The sequence below is a fragment of the Amycolatopsis sp. cmx-8-4 genome (assembly GCF_046548675.1).
GTDB lineage: Bacteria > Actinomycetota > Actinomycetes > Mycobacteriales > Pseudonocardiaceae > Amycolatopsis.
Genome location: NZ_JAEBDZ010000003.1, coordinates 20,178 through 36,529, shown reverse-complemented (window position 1 = coordinate 36,529; position 16,352 = coordinate 20,178). Strand labels below are relative to the sequence as shown.

Genomic DNA, 16,352 nt, shown 5'->3' with positions numbered 1-16,352 from the left:
CTATGATCGGCCGTCATGGCCATGACTTCGGGTCCGGACGGGCTGGGGACCCGGCTGCGGCACGTCCTCGAACTGCTCGACGGCGACGTCGCGAAGTTCCTCGGCGACATCGGCCTCGACGGCTACCGGCCGCGGTATTCGCCGGTCGTGCGCGCGCTGCTGGCGAAGGGGCCGCTGGCCATCCGGGACCTGGCCGCGGAAATGCGCGTGACGCACTCGGCCGCCAGCCAGACGGTCGCCCAGATGAGCCGGGCCGGCCTGGTGACGCTCGAACCCGGCGCCGACGCGCGGCAGCGGATCATCTCGCTCACGGACCAGGCGCGCGACGTGCTGCCCCTGGTGGAGGCCGAGTGGACGGCGACGAACGAGGCGTGGGACGCGCTGGAGGCCGAGCTGCCGCACTCGCTGCGCGCCCTGCTGGACGCGATCGTCGAGGCGCTGGACCGGAAGCCGTTCCGCGAGCGGATCGGGGAAACGGCAGCCGCCCGCGAACTGCTGTGACTAGGCCGCGTCCGAGACGCGGAAGATCGCCCAGACGTACTTGCCGCCGGGACAGCGCTCGAAACCCCAGTCCTCGGACAGCGCCTGGACCAGCGCGAGCCCGCGGCTGCGCGCCTCGGCCGGGGACGGCGCCCGCAGCTCGGGCGGCATCCGGCCGGTGTCGTACACCCGCAGCGTGAGCCGGCCGCCGGTGTACTCCACCTCGAAGCGCTGCGGGCGTTCGCCGTGCTCGAAGGCGTTCGTGACCAGCTCCGAGGTCGCCAGCAGGACGTCCTCCAGCTGCGCCTCGTCCAGGCCGAAGGCCGACGTGGCCGCGCGAACCTCGCGGCGGGCCAGCGCCGGGGCGGTGACGTCCGACGGGAGAAGCACCGTCAACGGTGCGGCCGCGGCCATGCGCTGCGGCATCTTCGACGTCGTCATGGGGGTCCCCCGGCCTGTGCTTTTCGGTACTGTCCGCGAAGTACCCACGGCTTTGCGCAGCTAATCAGGTGCCGTCGGCCAGCTCGGATTCGTCCAGGCCCGAACGCAGTTTCTTCAACGTCGCGGCCAGCAACCGCGACACCTGCATCTGGGAGACCCCGACGCGGCGCGCGATGTCCGACTGGCTCATCCCGGAGCCGAACCGCAGCGCCACGATCTTGCGTTCGCGCTCCGGCAGGCTGTCCAGCATCGGGCGCAGCGCCTCCCGCAGCTCGGCTTGGCCCAGCTCGGCGTCCGGCGCCCCGAACCGCGTGTGTGCGGCGTTCTCCAGCAGGTGGTCGAGCGACGCGCCGTAGCGGCCCTGACCGGCGCGAAGGCCTTCGTAGACGTCTTCGATGGGCACGCCGAGCCGGGCGGCGATCTCACTCGGGCGCGGTGCGCGCGAGAGCTGCACGGTGAGCTCTTCGCGGGCGCCGGAGATGTTCGCGTTCAGCTCTTTCAGCCGCCGCGGCACCCGCACCGACCAGCTGTTGTCGCGGAAGTGGTGGCGCAGCTCGCCGGAGATGGTGGGCACCGCGAACGCCAGGAAGTCCGTGCCCTGCGTCGGGTCGAACCGGTCGACGGCGTGGATCAGCCCGACCGTGGCGATCTGGACCAGGTCCTCCATCGCCTCGTCGCGGTTGCGGAACTTCCGCGCCAGGTTGCGCGCCAGTTCGAGGTGGTTGCGGACCAGGGTGTCGCGGATGCGCTCTCGTTCCGGGGAGTCCGCCGGCAGCGCGGCGAGGTGGGTGAACAGCGCGCCGACGTCGAGGCCGGACCCGCTGCTCCCGGCGGGGTCGGTCACGAGCCGGCCGCCTGGCTCTCCCGGACGAGGTCGACCCGGGACAGGTAGCGCCCGTCCTCGGGGGTCACGGTCCGCTCGGCCGACGTCGCGAGCGCGGTCAGCAGCTGCCAGGAAAGGCCGGTGTCGTCCCCGTGGTCGGGCGAGTCCGACAGAACGGACACCGAAACCTCGATGCGCGGTCCGCTCCAGGAGAAGACACAGGTGAGCTTGCCGTCCGAGGCGGCGGGCAGCAGCAGCGAGCACGCCTCGTCCACCGCCATCCGGAGGTCCTCGACGGCGTCGAGGTCGAAGTCCTGGCGCATCGCGATGTCGGCCACGATGGTGCGCAACGTCGGCACCACGTGCGGGATCGCGGCCGTCCGTACCTCGATGACCTGCGCGCCTCCCGGCACGAGCGGGGCGTTGTCCTCCACGTTTGTTCCTTTCTCCGCACTCGCGCTGGGTGACTTGCGGTGTCCCTCGACGCCCGGTCAGCGAGATGCCCGTGGGGTGAGCAAACCAAACCCGCGTTTGATCCGCTCCACCGGCGGGCACATAGCGGTCGACGTGCTGATCCGGGGAAAGGCAGGAACGACATGGCTGACGTGAGCCGGCTGCCCACTGTGGTTGCTGAAGAGTGGGAATGGCAACTGCGCGGCTCGTGCCGGGGCGCGGACAGCAGTCTCTTCTTCCACACCGACAACGAGCGGGGTTCGGCGCGCGAGCGGCGCGAGACGCGGGCGAAGGCCATCTGCCAGGCCTGCCCGGTGCTGGCCCAGTGCCGCGCGCACGCGCTGACCGTGCAGGAGCCCTACGGCATCTGGGGCGGCCTCGGCGAGATCGAACGGCGGCAGCTGTTCCTCCGGCAGCGCCGGGCCGAGCGCAAGGCCGTCAGTGCGCACTGAACAGGACCGTGAGCAGGCAGGATCCGATCGCATGTGACCACTCCACGCGAAAGGGCGGCGGCCGTGGCGGGCTCGGTCGCACGCTGGGTTAGGGTTGGTCCCGGAGTTGCCTTGACCGTGTCCGGCGCGGGGTCCTGCCCGGGCTGTGAAAGGCACGGTGACACGGTTGCCGCTTGAAACAACAGGCGCGTACCCGGCGCAGGAGCAGCGCCTGACGAGGAGAAACTGCATGCCCGCAGCCGACCAGAACGCCACCCCGCCCGGGTTCGGCATCACGCTGGACACCGAAGCGACGGAGCCCCGGGTGGTGGTCACGGGTGAGCTCGATCTGCTCACCAGCCCGCAGCTGCAGGAGGCCTTGGCCGGCCTGATCGCGGACAAGCGCGCGCAGCGGGTCGTCGCCGATCTGACCGGGGTGACCTTCTTCGACTCTTCCGCGCTGAACGTGGTGCTGCGCGCCCAACGCCAGGCCGGCGAGCAGGACGTCCAGCTCGCGGTCGTCCCGAGCCCGGCCGTCAGCCGGGTGATCGAGCTCACCGGCGTGGCCGAACACCTGAGCGTGTCGGAGGACCCGCAAGCCTGATCCCCCGCTACGGTCCTGCGGACTGATTCCGGTTCGCGGATCCTGGGGGCGGCACGATGATGGGGCGCACGCATGCCCTGACCGGGTGGTGCGCGGGCTTGGCCATCGCGCCCGCGGTCGGCGCGGGCTCGGTGCACCAAGCGGTGGTCTTCGCCGCGACGACAGCGGGCTTCGCCCTGCTGCCCGACCTGGACCACCCCGGCGCGAGCGCGTCCCGTCTCCTCGGCTGGCTGACCGGCACCCTCTCCTGGCTGCTGCGCCGCGTCTCGGCGGGCATCTACGCCCTGACGAAGGGCCCCCGCGACGAAAACGTCACGGGCAAGCACCGCCACCTCTCCCACACGGTCCTGTTCGCGGCCGGCCTGGGCGCGCTGACGTCCTGGGGCACCGAAACGGGCGGTCCGTGGGCCGTGGTCGGCGTGGTGGTCTTCGGGTTGATGCTGGCGGAAGGCGCGCTGGGCGACTGGCTGCTGCCGGTGAGCGGCGCGGCGGTCGCGTGGTGGTTCTTCACCGCCCCACCGGACCGCGCGGGCGAGCTGGCCTCGATCACGGGCTGGCTCGGCGTCGCGGTCGCGGCGGGCTGCTTGACGCACTGTCTCGGTGACGCGCTGACCGAAGCCGGCTGCCCGTTCCTGTTCCCGGTGCCCATCGCGGGCGAGACCTGGTACGAGATCCGGCCACCGCGGGCGTTGCGCTTCCGCACCGGCAAGAAGGTGGAGAAGCGGCTCATCTTCCCGGTGTTCGCGGTGCTGGCGGTCCTGCTGGTGCCGGGGGTCTGGGACTACTCGGTGAGCACGTTCCAGCGCCTGTTCATCCCGCCGGCGAGCCAGCAGGCGACGACGCCGTGAACCGGCGGATCCGGTCCGCCGCCGCGGCGGTGTCGCTGTAGTCGCGGGAGTGCGTGATCCGGCCGTCGATGATCGTCATGACCATCACGTACGTCGAGGCGAACGTCTCGCCCGCCATCTCGCCGTGCAGGTCGAACTCCGCCACCAGCACCCCCGGGTCCGCCGTCTCGTGCACGAGGACGTTCTCCGCCTTGACCAGCCGCCGAACGCCGCCCGCGGCGCGGAAGCGGCGACGGAGCTCCTCGCGGCCCTTCGTCAGCCGGGGCACGCCTGCCGGGGTGAAGGGCATCTCGATCACCGCGTCCTCGGCGTACAGGTCGGCGAGGTCATCCCAGTGGTTCGCCACCGACGCCGCCAGGAACCGGTCGAACACGGCCCGCGCGGCAGCGGACGCGCCCGAGACGTTCGGGTGGTCGCGGTACGAGGTGATCGACCCGTCGGTGACCGTCACGATCCCCACCGACGACGGGAACGCGAACGTCTCGCCGACGGCGACCAGTTCGAGCACGAAGCCCGTCTCCGTCAAGGTCACCTCGACCTCGGTCTTCGCCACGCCGAGCGCGCGGCCTCGTGCGCCGGCGGCGGTGAGTTCGGCGATGATGGCGGAGCGGCCTTCGGTGCGCTGCCCCAGGAACGGCTTCTCGTAGACCGCGTCGGCGGCGAACAGCGAAGCGAACACGGAGGCGTCCAGCGCGGTCATCCCGGCGCGGACGAGGTCGGCTATCTCGGACACGGTGCGTGGCATCGGAATTCTCCTGAGAAGATGTGCGTTGAATCGGAACGGTGCACCCGCTTACGACAATACGGAGCCATCGTTCCGGTTGTCAACGAGGAGGATCTTGATGGCGAAGACCGGCCTGCGGGCGGACGCGCGGCGCAACCGGGCGAAGGTCCTGGCTGCCGCAGAAGAGGCGTTCGCCGCCGACGGGCTGGCCGTGCCGCTCGACGACATCGCGCGGCTGGCCGGCGTCGGGGCCGGCACCGTCTACCGGCACTTCCCCAGCAAGGAAGCGCTGTTCCAGGCCGTCGTCCTCGAGCGCATCACCCAGTTCACCGAAGAGGCCCGCGGTCTCGCCGACGCGGCCGAGCCCGGCGAAGTCTTCTTCGACTACTTCGTCCGCGTCATCAAGCAGGCTTCGCTCAACCGCGCCATCTGCGACGCCCTCACCGAGGCCGGCGGCATCGGCTTCAAGGCCGACGCGGGTGACGACTTCCGCGGCGCCTTCAGCGTGCTGCTCGAACGCGCGCAGGCCGTCGGCGCCGTCCGCACCGACATCGACGGCGACGACCTGCGGGCGCTCATGGTCGGTTGCCTGGCCGTCGAGCGGTACGCGCCCGGCAGCCGGCACCTGGTCCGCGTGGTCGTCGACGGGCTCAAGACGCCGTGACCGGCAGTTGCCGGGCCGGGTCACCGGTTCGGCAGCCGCCGGAGGTGCGTAACGAGAGTTAAGATCGACGCGAGTTTCCTCGTATCTGCGCTGCGCGTGGCGAGGGGGTGCCCGGATGTCCACCCGACCCAGCTGGGGCTCCGCCGTGGTGATCGGGCTGGCGGGCTTCGCCACCGGATTGCTGGTGGCCGCACTGCTCGTCGCGGGCCGTCCGACCCCGCCTCCCGTCGAGTCCACCCAGCCGGCGCCGACGTCGTCCGCGCCGATCCAGCCCGTCACGGTCACGGCCCCCGCCCCGCCCGCGTCCACGGTCACGGCCGTCGAAACCTCGCCGCCGGTCACCTCGACCACCCTCGTGCAGGTGACGGTCTCGCCGACTCCGTCGACGACCACTCCGACGCCGACGTCGACCTCGCTGGTGGCCACCACGAGCCAGGACTGAGCGCTAACCGACGTCGCGGCGGCGCCAGCCGATCAGCCCCGCGCCCAGCGCCACCACCGTGACCACCAGGAGCCAGACCAGCGGCGTCGCCACGAACTCCTGGCCCGGGAGCTTCGGCGGGTGCTGGAACGGCGAGACGTCCAGCACGCCCTGCGGCGCGTTGACGATCGGGCCGAGCAGGCTGATCAGCAGCGCCAGGGCGCCGACGCCCCAGGCCGCGGCCGAGTAGGCCGGCAGCAGGCCGAAGAGCGTCACCGACAGCGCGATCACCACCCACGTCGCGGGCAGCTGGACCAGCATCCCGCTCAGCAGGTCACCGACCGAACCGCCGACGTCGTGCGTGCGCAACCCGTTGGCCAGCCCCAGGAACAGGCCGCCGGCCAGCAGCAGCAACGCCGTGCCGAGGAACGCGAACACCAGGTGCCCGCCCGCCCAGCGCAGCCTGCCGACGCTGGTCGCCAGCACCGGTTCGAGCCGGATCGCCGTCTCCTCGCCGCGCATCCGCAGCACGGCCTGGATGCCGTACAGCGACGCGACCATCGCGAACATGCCGGCCATCGTGGCGAGGAACGCCTGCGTGAGGCCGTGCGCGCCGCCGAGCCGTTCCATGATCTGCTGCGCCTGCGGGCTCGAGCCGACGAGACTGCCGATGCCGCTGGCGATCGAGCCGAACACCGCGCCGACGACGGCCATCCCGATCGTCCAGCTGAGCAGCGGGCCGCGGTGCAGCCGCCAGGCCAGCGCGAGCGGGGACCGCAGGCTCGCGGCCGCCCGCGCCGGGCCCGGCCGCGGCGGCAGGAAGCCGACGCCGACGTCGCGGCGGGGGAGCAGCCAGTACGCGGCGGCGCCGACCGCCGAAGCCAACGCCACCGGCAGCAGCAGCACCCACCAGCGTTCGCCGGCGAACGCGCGGATCTGCTGCACCCAGCCGATCGGCGACAGCCACGACAGCCAGCGAGCGTCCACAGTGGAGTCTCCGGCGCCGCGCAGCAGGAACGCGGCGCCGACCACGGCCGTGCCGATCCCGTTGGCCGTGCGGGAGTACTCGGCGAGCTGGACGGCGACCGCGGCGACGGCGGTGAACACCAGCCCGGCCAAGGCGATCGACGCGCCGAAGGCGAGCGAGCCGGCCGCGGGCAGGCCCGCGCCGATCATCGAGCCGACCTGGATCAGCCCGACCAGCACGCTCGCCGCGCCGGCCACCAGCACCCCGGCGGTCAGCGCCGCGTACCGGCCGACGACCGCGGACGCGAGCAGCTCGGCGCGCCCGGTGTCCTCCTCGGCACGCGTGTGCCGGGTGACGGTGAAGACGGCCATCAGCCCGATCAGCAGCGCCAGGAACCCGCACATGCGCCAGGCGATGAACCCGCCCGCGCTGGTCAGGTCGAACGGCGGCCCGTAGAGCAGCGCGTACGACGGGTTCGCGGTCGCGCCCGCCTGCAGGGCGAGGCGGTCGGCGTCGGTCGGGTAGAACTGCGCGAACGTCTTGACGGTGCTCGCCGGGATGACGCTGAGCAGCACGATCCAGATTGGCAGGGTCACGCGGTCGCGGCGCAGCGCGAGCCGCGTCAGGTGCCAGGTGCCGGCCAGTTCGTGCGCCGGCGCGGGTTCGGTTTCGCGGGAGAGGGTCGCGGTCATTTCGCGCTCGCCTCGGTCGTGTAGTGCCGCAGGAACAGCTCTTCCAGCGTCGGCGGCTGGCTGACCAGGCTCCGCACGCCGACCTGGGTCAGCTGACGCAGCGCCTCGTCGAGCGAGCGCGTCTCGACGTCGAACCGGACGCGGTTGCCGTCGACCTTGAGGTCGTGGACGTTCGCCAGCGTCGCCAGGCCGTTGGGCGGTCCGGCGAGCTCGGCGGTGATCGACGTCCGCGTCAGGTGGCGCAGCTCGGCGAGCGTGCCCGACTCCACCGTGCGGCCGTTGCGGATGATGCTGACCTTGTCGCAGAGCGCCTCGACCTCGGCGAGGATGTGGCTGGAGAGCAGCACCGTGCGGCCCTGTTCGCGCTCCTCCTGGATGGCGTACTGGAACGTCGCCTCCATCAGCGGGTCGAGCCCGGACGTCGGCTCGTCGAGGATCAGCAGGTCCACCCGGGACGCGAGCGCCGCGACGATGGCGACCTTCTGCCGGTTGCCCTTCGAGTACGTCCGACCCTTCTTCTTCGGGTCGAGGTCGAACCGTTCGAGCAGGTCGGCGCGCCGCTTCTCGTCGAGGCCGCCGCGCAGGCGGCCGAGCAGGTCGATCACCTCGCCGCCGGAGAGATTGGGCCAGAGGTTGACGTCGCCGGGCACGTAGGCCAGCCGGCGGTGCAGGCTCGCCGCGTCCTTCCAGGGGTCGCCGCCGAGCAGCCGGACGTCCCCCGAATCCGCGTGGAGCAGGCCGAGCAGGACCCGGACGGTGGTCGACTTCCCGGCGCCGTTCGGGCCGAGGAATCCGTGTACTTCCCCAGTAGGTACCTGCAGATCGAGGCCGTCCAGGGCCTTCGTCCGGCCGAACGACTTGTGCAAGCCGGAGATCGCGATGGCATTTTCCATGCTTTGGAAGCTACACTGATTTCACGAAGTTGTGAAGTTAAGAAAATGTCTAGATTTAGTGATCTTGACTGGGTGGTGCGAGAGGATGGCCGGATGACGACGCCCGACACGAAGCGAGATGAAGACGCCGTCCGCCGGTACGTCGAGAGCCTGGCCCTGGTGCTCTCGCAGATCGGGATGCAGCGCATGTCCGCGCGGGTGTTCGCGGCCCTGATGACCACCGACGCGGGCCGCCTGACCGCGGCCGACCTGGCCTCGCAGCTGTCGGTCAGCCCGGCCGCCGTCTCCGGCGCCGTGCGGTTCCTGGAACAGGTCGGCCTGGTCGCCAAGGAACGCGAGCCCGGTGAGCGCCGCGACCACTACCGCCTCTTCGACGACCTCTGGTACGCCACGTTCCTCAAGCGCGACCGCATGATCATCATGTGGCGCGACGCGGCCGAGAACGGCATCGAGGCGCTGGGTGAGGGGTCACCCGCCGGCGAACGGCTCGCCGAGATGCGGGACTTCCTGTCGTTCATGCTCGAAGAGCTCAACGGGATGTATGAGCGCTGGCACAAGCTGCGCGAAGAGAAGAACGGCTAGAGCCTGGCAAGCAGGGCGTCCGCCAGCCGGATGAACTTCGGCGAAGCCCTGCGCACGCAGTGTGTCGGGTCTGGGAGCTGACCATCCCGGTACATGCAAAGGGCCAGCGATGTCGCGCCTGACACTAAGGGTAGTGCCTGCATACTTTGAGTAGCAATAACGGTCGTTTGACTACTGAACGTCACTTTGCGTGACCTTATGTGTCAATCTGAACTCCAAGGCGACTCGGTACACCTCCGATGCTTGCGAAGCTAGCTTCGCAAGCATCGGAGGTGTACCGTTCTCACTGTCAGGATCGAGTGTCGCGCTGCTAGTGAGACGACGGCGATGCTGAGGCCGACGCCTCCTTCGAGGCGCTCGACGTATAAGAAGCCGCATCACCCTGCGTGGATGAACGCCGAACAGAGTGATGCGGCTCTACAGCTTCGCGTTGCGAAGCAAGGAAGGAGTCACAGTGAACACCTTCGATTGTGGATGGTACCTGTCGCCGGCGGCCAGGAGGCGAGTGGCGATGAGCGGAGTAGTCGTCGTGGTGATCTTGCTCATCGCCTTCACGTTCGGGTATGGGTCGGATGCACTGCTCGCTGCTGGACTGGCCTTGTTGACGACGGCCGTGGCTGAGGGTTGGAAGGCGGTGCTCAGGCTGCGCCCGCAAGACTCCTGATGGAGCCGGGGTTGCGGTCGCTGCCGCAACCCTGGCTTTTGGCTGGTTTAGTTACTGGGACAAGTATCTTACGAATTCCGGAGGCAACGCCCTTATGAGCGGCATTTTCGGACGACATTTGGGGGAAGTTGCCGAGATCACGGCCGGACCGTCCGGTTCTCTCCTCGAGCGTCTTGATGAGGGTCCAGACGGCATCCCCGTGGTCTCGCCGGCAGATATTACTAATCATCATAAAATTGACGTGAGAAAACTGCGCAGAGTACCGAACGGTGATATGCGGAAACTATCACGATTTTCCCTTGGTGAGGGCGACGTGCTTGTTGTCCGACAAGGTTCGCTTGGTAGGTTTGCTCTAGTCGAGTCGGGCCATGACGTGTTGCTATATAACTCGTCCTGCTTGCGTATTCGGGTTCGCCGAGATTATCTCATACCTGAATATTTGATCGCTTTCCTGTCGTATCCACCTACGTTTGAGGCGTTGCTTAGTAAGGCTTTACCGGGGACGGTTCAGTCAATAAACTCAGAGGCCGTGGGCAACCTTTGGATCTCGCTGCCGCAGTTAGATCAACAGCGGAAGATTTCCGATCTTGTTTCTGACATTGATTCGCAAATTCGCATACATGAGGAAATTATCAAACGTTTTGAACTGTTGAAGCCTGCCGTTTTTCGAGACTTACTCGAGGGAGTGTAGTTTAATGGGAAAGGTGAGCACACGGTCTCTTTTGCAAGAAGTCTGGAAGATGGCCGATTTGCTCCGAGGTAATTTGGATACTTCAGAGTATCTCAAGGTTATCTCTGCAATGCTCGTGCTCAAGTGGGCGTCGGACAATCCAGGTCGTCTGACGGTCCCGATTCACGCTTCCTGGCGTTATATTACCGCGAATATCGACGAGACTCTAGGGCAATCTTTGAATAAGGCCCTTAGAGAGATTTCAATTACAAATTATCGCATTTTAGGTGATAGTCTTGAACTCTTTGACTTCAGCAAAGGATTGAATAATTCGCAGCTTCATGCACTTGTTGCCCATATGGATGGCATCTCCTTAGGAGACGACGTCCTGGAGTCTAAGGATGCCGTGGGTGATCTCTATGACGGCGTCATGGAGAAATTTGCTTTCGAATCAGGGAAAAAGGGTGCCGAATTTCGCACTCCTCGATCTGTGGTAAGTCTGATGGTTCGTCTCATTCAGCTAAAGGGAAATCAATCAATCTACGATCCCTTTGCTGGATCAGGTGGATTTCTGATTCAGGCGCAACGGTATGCCAAAGAAATGCTCGGGAGGGGCTCAAGGCTTGCACTTTTTGGCCAAGAATTGAATTCTACAACTTATGCGATTGCGCGAATCAACCTCTTGCTGCATGGAATATCTGATGCTTCCCTGTTGCAAGGTGACTCGCTGGCTGAGCCGATGCATCGCCCGGAGGGCACTTGGATGCGTTTCGATCGCATTATAACGAACCCACCTTTCTCGACGGCTTATCAAATTAATAGGATGCAATATCCAGACAGGATGCGTTACGGTTGGACTTCGGAGAGTGGAAAAAAGGCTGATTGGATGAATGTTCAGCACGTCCTCTCGTCTCTGAATTCAGAGGGAATCGGGGCGGTAGTTTCTCCTCATGGAGTACTCTTTAGGGGTGGCGCTGAGGCTGAAATTCGACGCAAAGTAGTATTGGATGGGCGGATTTCCGGAATTATAGGCATTGGGCCCAACGTGTTTCAGGGTACGGGAATTCCTGCGTGCATCCTTGTATTACGGGGCGTGAGTGATCAAATGCGAAATGAAGAACCCGAAATTCTCTTTATTAATGCGGAGCATGAAATCAGTACTGGGCGTTCCCAGAACTACCTGGAGCCGCGTCATATGGAGAAGATCGTTGATAGCTTTCTTGGGGGACGCGTCATTCCTGGTTTTTCCCGCAAGGTTTCACTTGCTGAGATAGCGGAGAATGACTTTAACCTGAATATACGTCGATATGTTGACTTGGAGGTGCGCCTTCAATCGGATCCGGATCCGAGGGCGATAATTCAGGGCGGAGTTCCGGAAGGAGTCGTGCGGAAGCATGAAGCTAGTTTTCGTAATTTTGGGATAGATGTATTGGACTTGTTTGAGTCCTCCTACGAGGGTCGATACTTGCGGTTTCCGAGGGCGGGGTTTGAGGCGACTATCAGGCAAATTCCAACCCTTTCCTCTCCTGCGGAGGAGCGCTTTGATGATCGATCCCGAGAATGGTGCGACCGTACGGCTTGGAGGTTGCAAGATATTTCCGAAAATGGATCTCTCTTAGCTGCGCGAGACGAAATAAAGGAATCGTTATGCGAAGGTCTTTATGATCTACGAATTCTCGATGAGGTACAGCTTAACGGCGTATTTGCCGACTGGTGGGAAGGGAATCATGAAAACCTGAAGAGAATTGATCGAATCGGTTCCGATAAAGAAGGTGGTAACTCTCGCGACATTCGGGACGCGCTCCACTTGATTGGTGACGATTTGCATGCACGTCTCCGCAGATTGGTTGCGGCCAGCCGGCAGAACTTGATCGATTTGTATCGTTCATGGGGGGAGCAATATGCGATCTCGCTACGCGACCTGGAGGAACAGCGTCGCATGGGGGCCCAACGTATCGAGGATCGCCTCCGGCGGTTTGGGTACTCTTCACTCTTCGCTGGACAGTTCTCGTCCGACGGTTGGCTTCCTTGATGCTTTCAGGTTCGAAACCAAATTGATTGGTCCGATCCAGATTCTTGAAGAACCTCGTCGCTCTCATGAGTCAGAGCAACCTTGGCGGCCGCCGTCGAGGGCCGGGACGCCGGACCCCTTGGCGCAGGCGAGCGCAAGCCGACCATGGTCTGCGCCAGCGGCGGCCAAGGCAGCCCGCGCGACCGGCGTGCGGCGCCGGTCAGTCGCCAGCGGCCTGCACGCTCAAGGCGACGGGTGTCTTCACTCGCACGCTCGTCAAGCCGCTGCTGGGTCCGCCTGCCGATGCTGCTCGATGAGCCGCGCACGAGCAAGGTCGTGAGCTCTCTCGGCAGGAACGTCCCCACGTTTCACAATCCGACGTCGTCGCCGTCCTGTTCGCCGCCGTGGCGGACCCACGCTGATCAGAGCGAACGTTTCGATTGCTGACGGCTAACGTCGAGGTGTGCTCCTCCTCCTCGCCGCCCAAGCGGTCTACGTCAAGCGGACGACACCGCGGCTGCCCGGGGCCGCCGGGCCCACCGACGGCGTCGTCGAGGGCGCGGGGGAGCCGTTCCGGCTGGCCGTGCTCGGGGAGTCCACAGTGGACGGCGTCGGCGCGGCCACCCACGAAGAGGCGCTGACCGGCTGCCTCGCCCGTGAGCTCGCGAACGGCGGCCGGGCCGTGCGCTGGCAGGCCGCCGGGCGGACCGGGGCCAACGCCCGGACCGTCCGCGCCGAGCTGCGCCGCTCGTTCGCCCCGCCGATCTCGTGGTGATCGCCCTCGGCGTCAACGACACGATCGAGCTGCGGACCGCCGCCGGCTACCGCCGTGACCTGCTGGCCCTCGTCGTCGATCTGCGCCGCCGTCTCGGGCCGGCCGCCATCGTCCTCGCCGGCGTGCCGCCGATGGCGCGGTTCCCGTCGCTGCCGCGGCCGCTTCGGGACGTCCTCGCCGCCCGGTCGACCGCGCTCGACGCCGCGGCCGCCGCCGTGGCCCGCGTTCCCGGCGTCACGCACGTGCCGATGGCGCCCGGCCTGCTCGACCCGGCGGCCTTCGCGTCGGATCGCTTCCACCCGGGCCCGGCGGGCTACGCGAGGTGGGCGCAAACGCTTGCCGGCGCACTCTCGGTGATCAAGTAGCCGCATTCCGTCGATCTTCGGAAATTCTCGGGCATTCGTGTATCTGGCGGTCCCGCCACTGCGTCCTGTGGAGCAGCCAAGCACGGAGATCGGATCGGGCAGGGGGTGCCGGGTTCGGAGGAAAACGCGGTGGCCGGGAGCCGAGGGGGCCCCCGGACGCCGTCGGCCGGGTGCCCTTCGGGGGAGGGGTCATCCGGCGGGGCCCGTTGGGGAGCGGGCCCGTGAGGGAGGGGAGTACCGGTCGGCGCGAGTCCACACGCCTGCGTCGGCCGGTACCTCCCCGCAGCCGTTGACCGCGAGCGTGACCGACGAACTAAGAGACTTGATGTATCCGAGATCCACCTGCACGCTCCTTCCCCCCGAAGGACCCGCGATACTGCCGAAGCCGACTCGAAGACGTTTCCGAAGAGGGGCAGATACGGTGACCGACGTGCAAACCGCAGAGGTTGATCCTCCTTGGGAGGGCCTGACCGGCGCCGAGCTGCATGCCGCCTGCATGCACGCGGCGAGAGATGGCGACCGCCAGGCGATGGCCCGCCTGGTCGACGAGCTCACCCCGCTCGTCTGGCACGTGGCCCGGGCCAACGGGCTCGACCGCTCGGTCGCCGAGGACGTGGTCCAGACCGTGTGGCTCGCCCTCTTCAGCCAGCTCGGGAAGCTGCGTGATCCCAAGGCGCTCGCCGCCTGGTTGATCACCACGACCCGGCGCGAAGCGACCCACCCCCACGGCCGCCGCATCCAGCCCGTCCCGCTGAGCGACGAGGTGGCCGAAGCCATGCCCAGCACCCAACCGGCTCCCGAAGACGAAGCCGTCCGCGCCGACCGCGACCGCCGGGTCTGGCGCGCCTTCGTCCGGCTGCCCCACCGCTGTCAGGAGTTGCTCCGGCTGACCGTCCTCGCGGGCCGCGCGGAGTACCAGCTCGTCGCCGAAGCGTTGCGGATGCCGCGCGGCAGCGTCGGACCGACCAGAGGGCGCTGCCTCGACCAGATGCGCGATCTCCTCGCCAGTGAAGGGGGAAGCCGATGAACGACCTCGGGACGCCGGGCGAGGCCTTTTCCGACGACGTGCTGCTGGCCGACATCGGCCGCTTCCTCGACGAACTGGACCCGCCTCCGGACGACCTCGTGCAACGGGTCCAGTTCGCGCTCGCGCTGGAGGACCTCGACGTCGAGGTCGCCCGCTGGGAGCGGCTCGACACGCTCGCCGGCGTGCGCGGCAGCGGCACCGGCACGATCACCTTCACCGTCAGCGACCTCACCGTGATGATCAACCTGACCAAGATCGGCAAGCAGCACCGCATCGACGGCTGGCTGGTGCCCGCCGGCCAGTACGGCGTCGAGGTGCGGGTCGCCGAGCACGGGACGACGTCCACGACCGCCGACGAAGGTGGCCGGTTCGTGCTCGACAACGTGCCGCGCGGGACCACGCAGATCCTGGTGCACCTGGGTGACGTGACGTGCCGCCGGACCGTCGTCACGCCGACCGTGGTGCTTTAACCGAGGAAATCGGCGAGGGGGACGGGCGTGAGCCCGTCCTTCTTCGCCTGCTCGACGAACGCCGTGTAGTCCTCTTTGAACGTCTTCCGGAAGTGCATCAGCACGATGTCGCCCGGCTTGAGCTTGTCGCCGGCCTGGAACTGGACGTGCCCATCGTTGACCGCGGCCGTCCACAGGACCGCGACGCGCATCCCGCACGCGGCCGCCGCGCGCAGCGTGGTGTGGTCGTAGTTGCCGAACGGCGGCCGGAACAGCACCGGCCGGACGCCGAGGCCCTTCTGGAAGTCGTCGGCGTCGTCGCAGATCTCCTTGCGCTGGAACTCGAACGGCTTGCCCTTGAGGTTCGGGTGGTCGACCGTGTGGTCGCCGAGCGTCGCGCCGGTCGCGTCGAGGATCTGCTTGAAGTAGGCCTCGTGGCCCTTCACGTACTTCTGGTTCAGGAACAGCACCGGGTGCGTGCCGGACTGCTGCATCAGCTTGAGCGCGTCCGGGTCCTTGACCGCGCCGTCGTCCATCGTGAGGAAGACGTACGGCTTGTCGGTGGTGATCTTGCGGACGACCTGGACTTCGCCGTTCGCCGCGGCGGGCGCCTTCTGCTGCACGGTGCCGAACGCGTAGGGCCCGGACGGCGTCGAGCCGGGGCCGCCGCCGGGCGCCGGGTTCGGCTGGCTGGGCTCGGGCGGTGCCGGCTGGGCGCTCGAACACGCCGTGAGCGCCAACACCGCCGCGGCCACCACTGCTGTCACTCGTCCGTGTCGCTTTTTGCTGAACATCCCCACGTCCCCCTTTCACACGGTAGTCGAGGACTACCCGAAAGGGTGACGTTTAGGTGGGGCGCGAAGTTGCGTCAAACGATCTTGTGTGGCCTGACGCACCCAGGTCAGTGCCCGGTTTCGGCCGCCTTGACCAGCTTCGCCGAGAACAGCCGGATGACGTTCTTGAGCCCGGCGGCCAGGATCGGGCCGCTGCCGCGCACGGGCTCGGTGAACGAGCCGGTCCAGCGCAGGTGCGTGCCGCCGTCGACGGTCGGGGTGAAGAACACCTCGGCTCGGTAGTCCTTGATCGGGTTGTTCCCGAAGAACGTGTAGACGTGCCGGCGGTCCTGCTCGTACTCGACGGTCTCCTCCTTGATCAGCACCGGCCACAGGCCGACCGCGCGGACGGCGCCCACGCCGTTCGGCTCATCGGTGCCCGGCCGGGCCCAGCTCGCCTGGATGATCAGTGGTTTTCCCCACTCCGCCCAGCGCGGGCCGTCGGCTTCGCGCGCGAACAGCGCCGACGGCGGCGCCGTGCTCGTGCGGTTGACCTCGAAGGAGTACTTGCGGCCCACCGGAACCTCCCACGTTG

General features: G+C 67.1%; 20 protein-coding genes and 1 pseudogene. 13 read left to right on the top strand and 8 right to left on the bottom strand.

Features of this window, described 5'->3' with window-relative positions; all coding sequences use genetic code 11:
• Positions 1-15 precede the first annotated feature (15 nt).
• Entirely contained in the window at positions 16-501 is a 486-nt protein-coding gene (locus ACLJQZ_RS06225; RefSeq protein ID WP_410619118.1) for a MarR family winged helix-turn-helix transcriptional regulator, read from the top strand.
• Here the strand turns inward: ACLJQZ_RS06225 and ACLJQZ_RS06220 are convergent, their stop codons facing one another.
• The 3 genes from ACLJQZ_RS06220 to ACLJQZ_RS06210 form a co-directional block, all read right to left on the bottom strand.
• The gene (locus ACLJQZ_RS06220; protein ID WP_410619116.1) at positions 502-921 is read right to left on the bottom strand and encodes an ATP-binding protein; all 420 of its coding nucleotides are present in this window, start codon (positions 919-921) and stop codon (positions 502-504) included.
• Positions 922-985: 64 nt separating this feature from the next.
• A complete protein-coding gene (locus ACLJQZ_RS06215; protein WP_410619114.1) occupies positions 986-1,765 on the bottom strand; it encodes a SigB/SigF/SigG family RNA polymerase sigma factor in 780 nt (259 codons plus the stop codon).
• Positions 1,762-2,178 (bottom strand): anti-sigma factor, encoded by a 417-nt coding sequence (locus ACLJQZ_RS06210; RefSeq protein WP_247060051.1) that lies wholly within the window; start codon positions 2,176-2,178, stop codon positions 1,762-1,764. Before ACLJQZ_RS06210 ends, ACLJQZ_RS06215 begins: the two co-directional genes overlap by 4 nt.
• Positions 2,179-2,340: 162 nt before the next feature.
• Here ACLJQZ_RS06210 and ACLJQZ_RS06205 point away from each other — a divergent pair, with 162 nt between their 5' ends.
• The 3 genes from ACLJQZ_RS06205 (at position 2,341) to ACLJQZ_RS06195 (ending at position 4,080) form a co-directional block, all read left to right on the top strand.
• Positions 2,341-2,649, top strand: coding sequence for a WhiB family transcriptional regulator (locus ACLJQZ_RS06205; RefSeq protein WP_247060052.1), 309 nt, complete (start codon positions 2,341-2,343; stop codon positions 2,647-2,649).
• A 229-nt stretch (positions 2,650-2,878) separates the two neighbouring features.
• Positions 2,879-3,232 carry an STAS domain-containing protein gene (locus tag ACLJQZ_RS06200; protein WP_247060053.1) on the top strand — a complete coding sequence of 118 codons (354 nt, stop codon included), beginning with the start codon at positions 2,879-2,881 and terminating at the stop codon, positions 3,230-3,232.
• 59 nt (positions 3,233-3,291) lie between these two features.
• A complete protein-coding gene (locus ACLJQZ_RS06195) occupies positions 3,292-4,080 on the top strand; it encodes a metal-dependent hydrolase (protein WP_410619112.1) in 789 nt (262 codons plus the stop codon).
• Here ACLJQZ_RS06195 and ACLJQZ_RS06190 read toward each other — a convergent pair.
• Positions 4,043-4,825: a nuclear transport factor 2 family protein gene (locus ACLJQZ_RS06190; RefSeq protein ID WP_410619110.1), complete on the bottom strand. Its 783-nt coding sequence runs from the start codon at positions 4,823-4,825 to the stop codon at positions 4,043-4,045. The genes ACLJQZ_RS06195 and ACLJQZ_RS06190 overlap by 38 nt on opposite strands.
• 97 nt (positions 4,826-4,922) lie before the next feature.
• Between ACLJQZ_RS06190 and ACLJQZ_RS06185 the strand changes: the two genes are divergently transcribed.
• Both ACLJQZ_RS06185 and ACLJQZ_RS06180 read left to right on the top strand, forming a co-directional pair.
• Positions 4,923-5,468, top strand: a complete 546-nt coding sequence (locus tag ACLJQZ_RS06185) for a TetR/AcrR family transcriptional regulator (RefSeq protein ID WP_410619108.1) — start codon at positions 4,923-4,925, stop codon at positions 5,466-5,468.
• 115 nt (positions 5,469-5,583) lie between these two features.
• Positions 5,584-5,910 carry a hypothetical protein gene (locus ACLJQZ_RS06180; RefSeq protein ID WP_410619106.1) on the top strand — a complete coding sequence of 109 codons (327 nt, stop codon included), beginning with the start codon at positions 5,584-5,586 and terminating at the stop codon, positions 5,908-5,910.
• 3 nt (positions 5,911-5,913) lie between these two features.
• Here the strand turns inward: ACLJQZ_RS06180 and ACLJQZ_RS06175 are convergent, their stop codons facing one another.
• Together ACLJQZ_RS06175 and ACLJQZ_RS06170 are read right to left on the bottom strand one after the other, a co-directional pair.
• Positions 5,914-7,548, bottom strand: coding sequence for an ABC transporter permease (locus ACLJQZ_RS06175; protein ID WP_410619104.1), 1,635 nt, complete (start codon positions 7,546-7,548; stop codon positions 5,914-5,916).
• Complete coding sequence (locus ACLJQZ_RS06170) at positions 7,545-8,441, bottom strand: ABC transporter ATP-binding protein (protein ID WP_326956261.1); 897 nt, start codon at positions 8,439-8,441, stop codon at positions 7,545-7,547. The genes ACLJQZ_RS06175 and ACLJQZ_RS06170 overlap by 4 nt, the downstream gene beginning before the upstream one ends.
• Before the next feature lie 93 nt (positions 8,442-8,534).
• On the opposite strand from ACLJQZ_RS06170, the gene ACLJQZ_RS06165 reads away from it, so the two are divergent.
• The 7 genes and pseudogenes from ACLJQZ_RS06165 (at position 8,535) to ACLJQZ_RS06135 (ending at position 15,005) form a co-directional block, all read left to right on the top strand.
• The gene (locus tag ACLJQZ_RS06165) at positions 8,535-9,023 is read left to right on the top strand and encodes a GbsR/MarR family transcriptional regulator (protein WP_410619102.1); all 489 of its coding nucleotides are present in this window, start codon (positions 8,535-8,537) and stop codon (positions 9,021-9,023) included.
• A 454-nt stretch (positions 9,024-9,477) separates the two neighbouring features.
• Positions 9,478-9,687: a hypothetical protein gene (locus ACLJQZ_RS06160; RefSeq protein WP_410619100.1), complete on the top strand. Its 210-nt coding sequence runs from the start codon at positions 9,478-9,480 to the stop codon at positions 9,685-9,687.
• A 94-nt stretch (positions 9,688-9,781) separates the two neighbouring features.
• Positions 9,782-10,378, top strand: coding sequence for a restriction endonuclease subunit S (locus tag ACLJQZ_RS06155; RefSeq protein ID WP_410619099.1), 597 nt, complete (start codon positions 9,782-9,784; stop codon positions 10,376-10,378).
• Between the two features lie 4 nt (positions 10,379-10,382).
• Positions 10,383-12,389 (top strand): N-6 DNA methylase, encoded by a 2,007-nt coding sequence (locus ACLJQZ_RS06150; protein WP_410619098.1) that lies wholly within the window; start codon positions 10,383-10,385, stop codon positions 12,387-12,389.
• A gap of 442 nt (positions 12,390-12,831) precedes the next feature.
• Positions 12,832-13,508: pseudogene (locus tag ACLJQZ_RS06145) on the top strand (SGNH/GDSL hydrolase family protein).
• A gap of 421 nt (positions 13,509-13,929) precedes the next feature.
• Positions 13,930-14,535: an RNA polymerase sigma factor gene (locus ACLJQZ_RS06140; RefSeq protein WP_410619097.1), complete on the top strand. Its 606-nt coding sequence runs from the start codon at positions 13,930-13,932 to the stop codon at positions 14,533-14,535.
• Positions 14,532-15,005 carry a carboxypeptidase regulatory-like domain-containing protein gene (locus ACLJQZ_RS06135; RefSeq protein ID WP_326945706.1) on the top strand — a complete coding sequence of 158 codons (474 nt, stop codon included), beginning with the start codon at positions 14,532-14,534 and terminating at the stop codon, positions 15,003-15,005. The genes ACLJQZ_RS06140 and ACLJQZ_RS06135 overlap by 4 nt, the downstream gene beginning before the upstream one ends.
• Here the strand turns inward: ACLJQZ_RS06135 and ACLJQZ_RS06130 are convergent.
• Together ACLJQZ_RS06130 and ACLJQZ_RS06125 are read right to left on the bottom strand one after the other, a co-directional pair.
• Entirely contained in the window at positions 15,002-15,742 is a 741-nt protein-coding gene (locus tag ACLJQZ_RS06130; protein WP_410619548.1) for a polysaccharide deacetylase family protein, read from the bottom strand. The genes ACLJQZ_RS06135 and ACLJQZ_RS06130 overlap by 4 nt on opposite strands.
• A 143-nt stretch (positions 15,743-15,885) precedes the next feature.
• A complete protein-coding gene (locus ACLJQZ_RS06125; RefSeq protein WP_410619096.1) occupies positions 15,886-16,335 on the bottom strand; it encodes an SRPBCC family protein in 450 nt (149 codons plus the stop codon).
• Between the last annotated feature and the right edge of the window lie 17 nt (positions 16,336-16,352).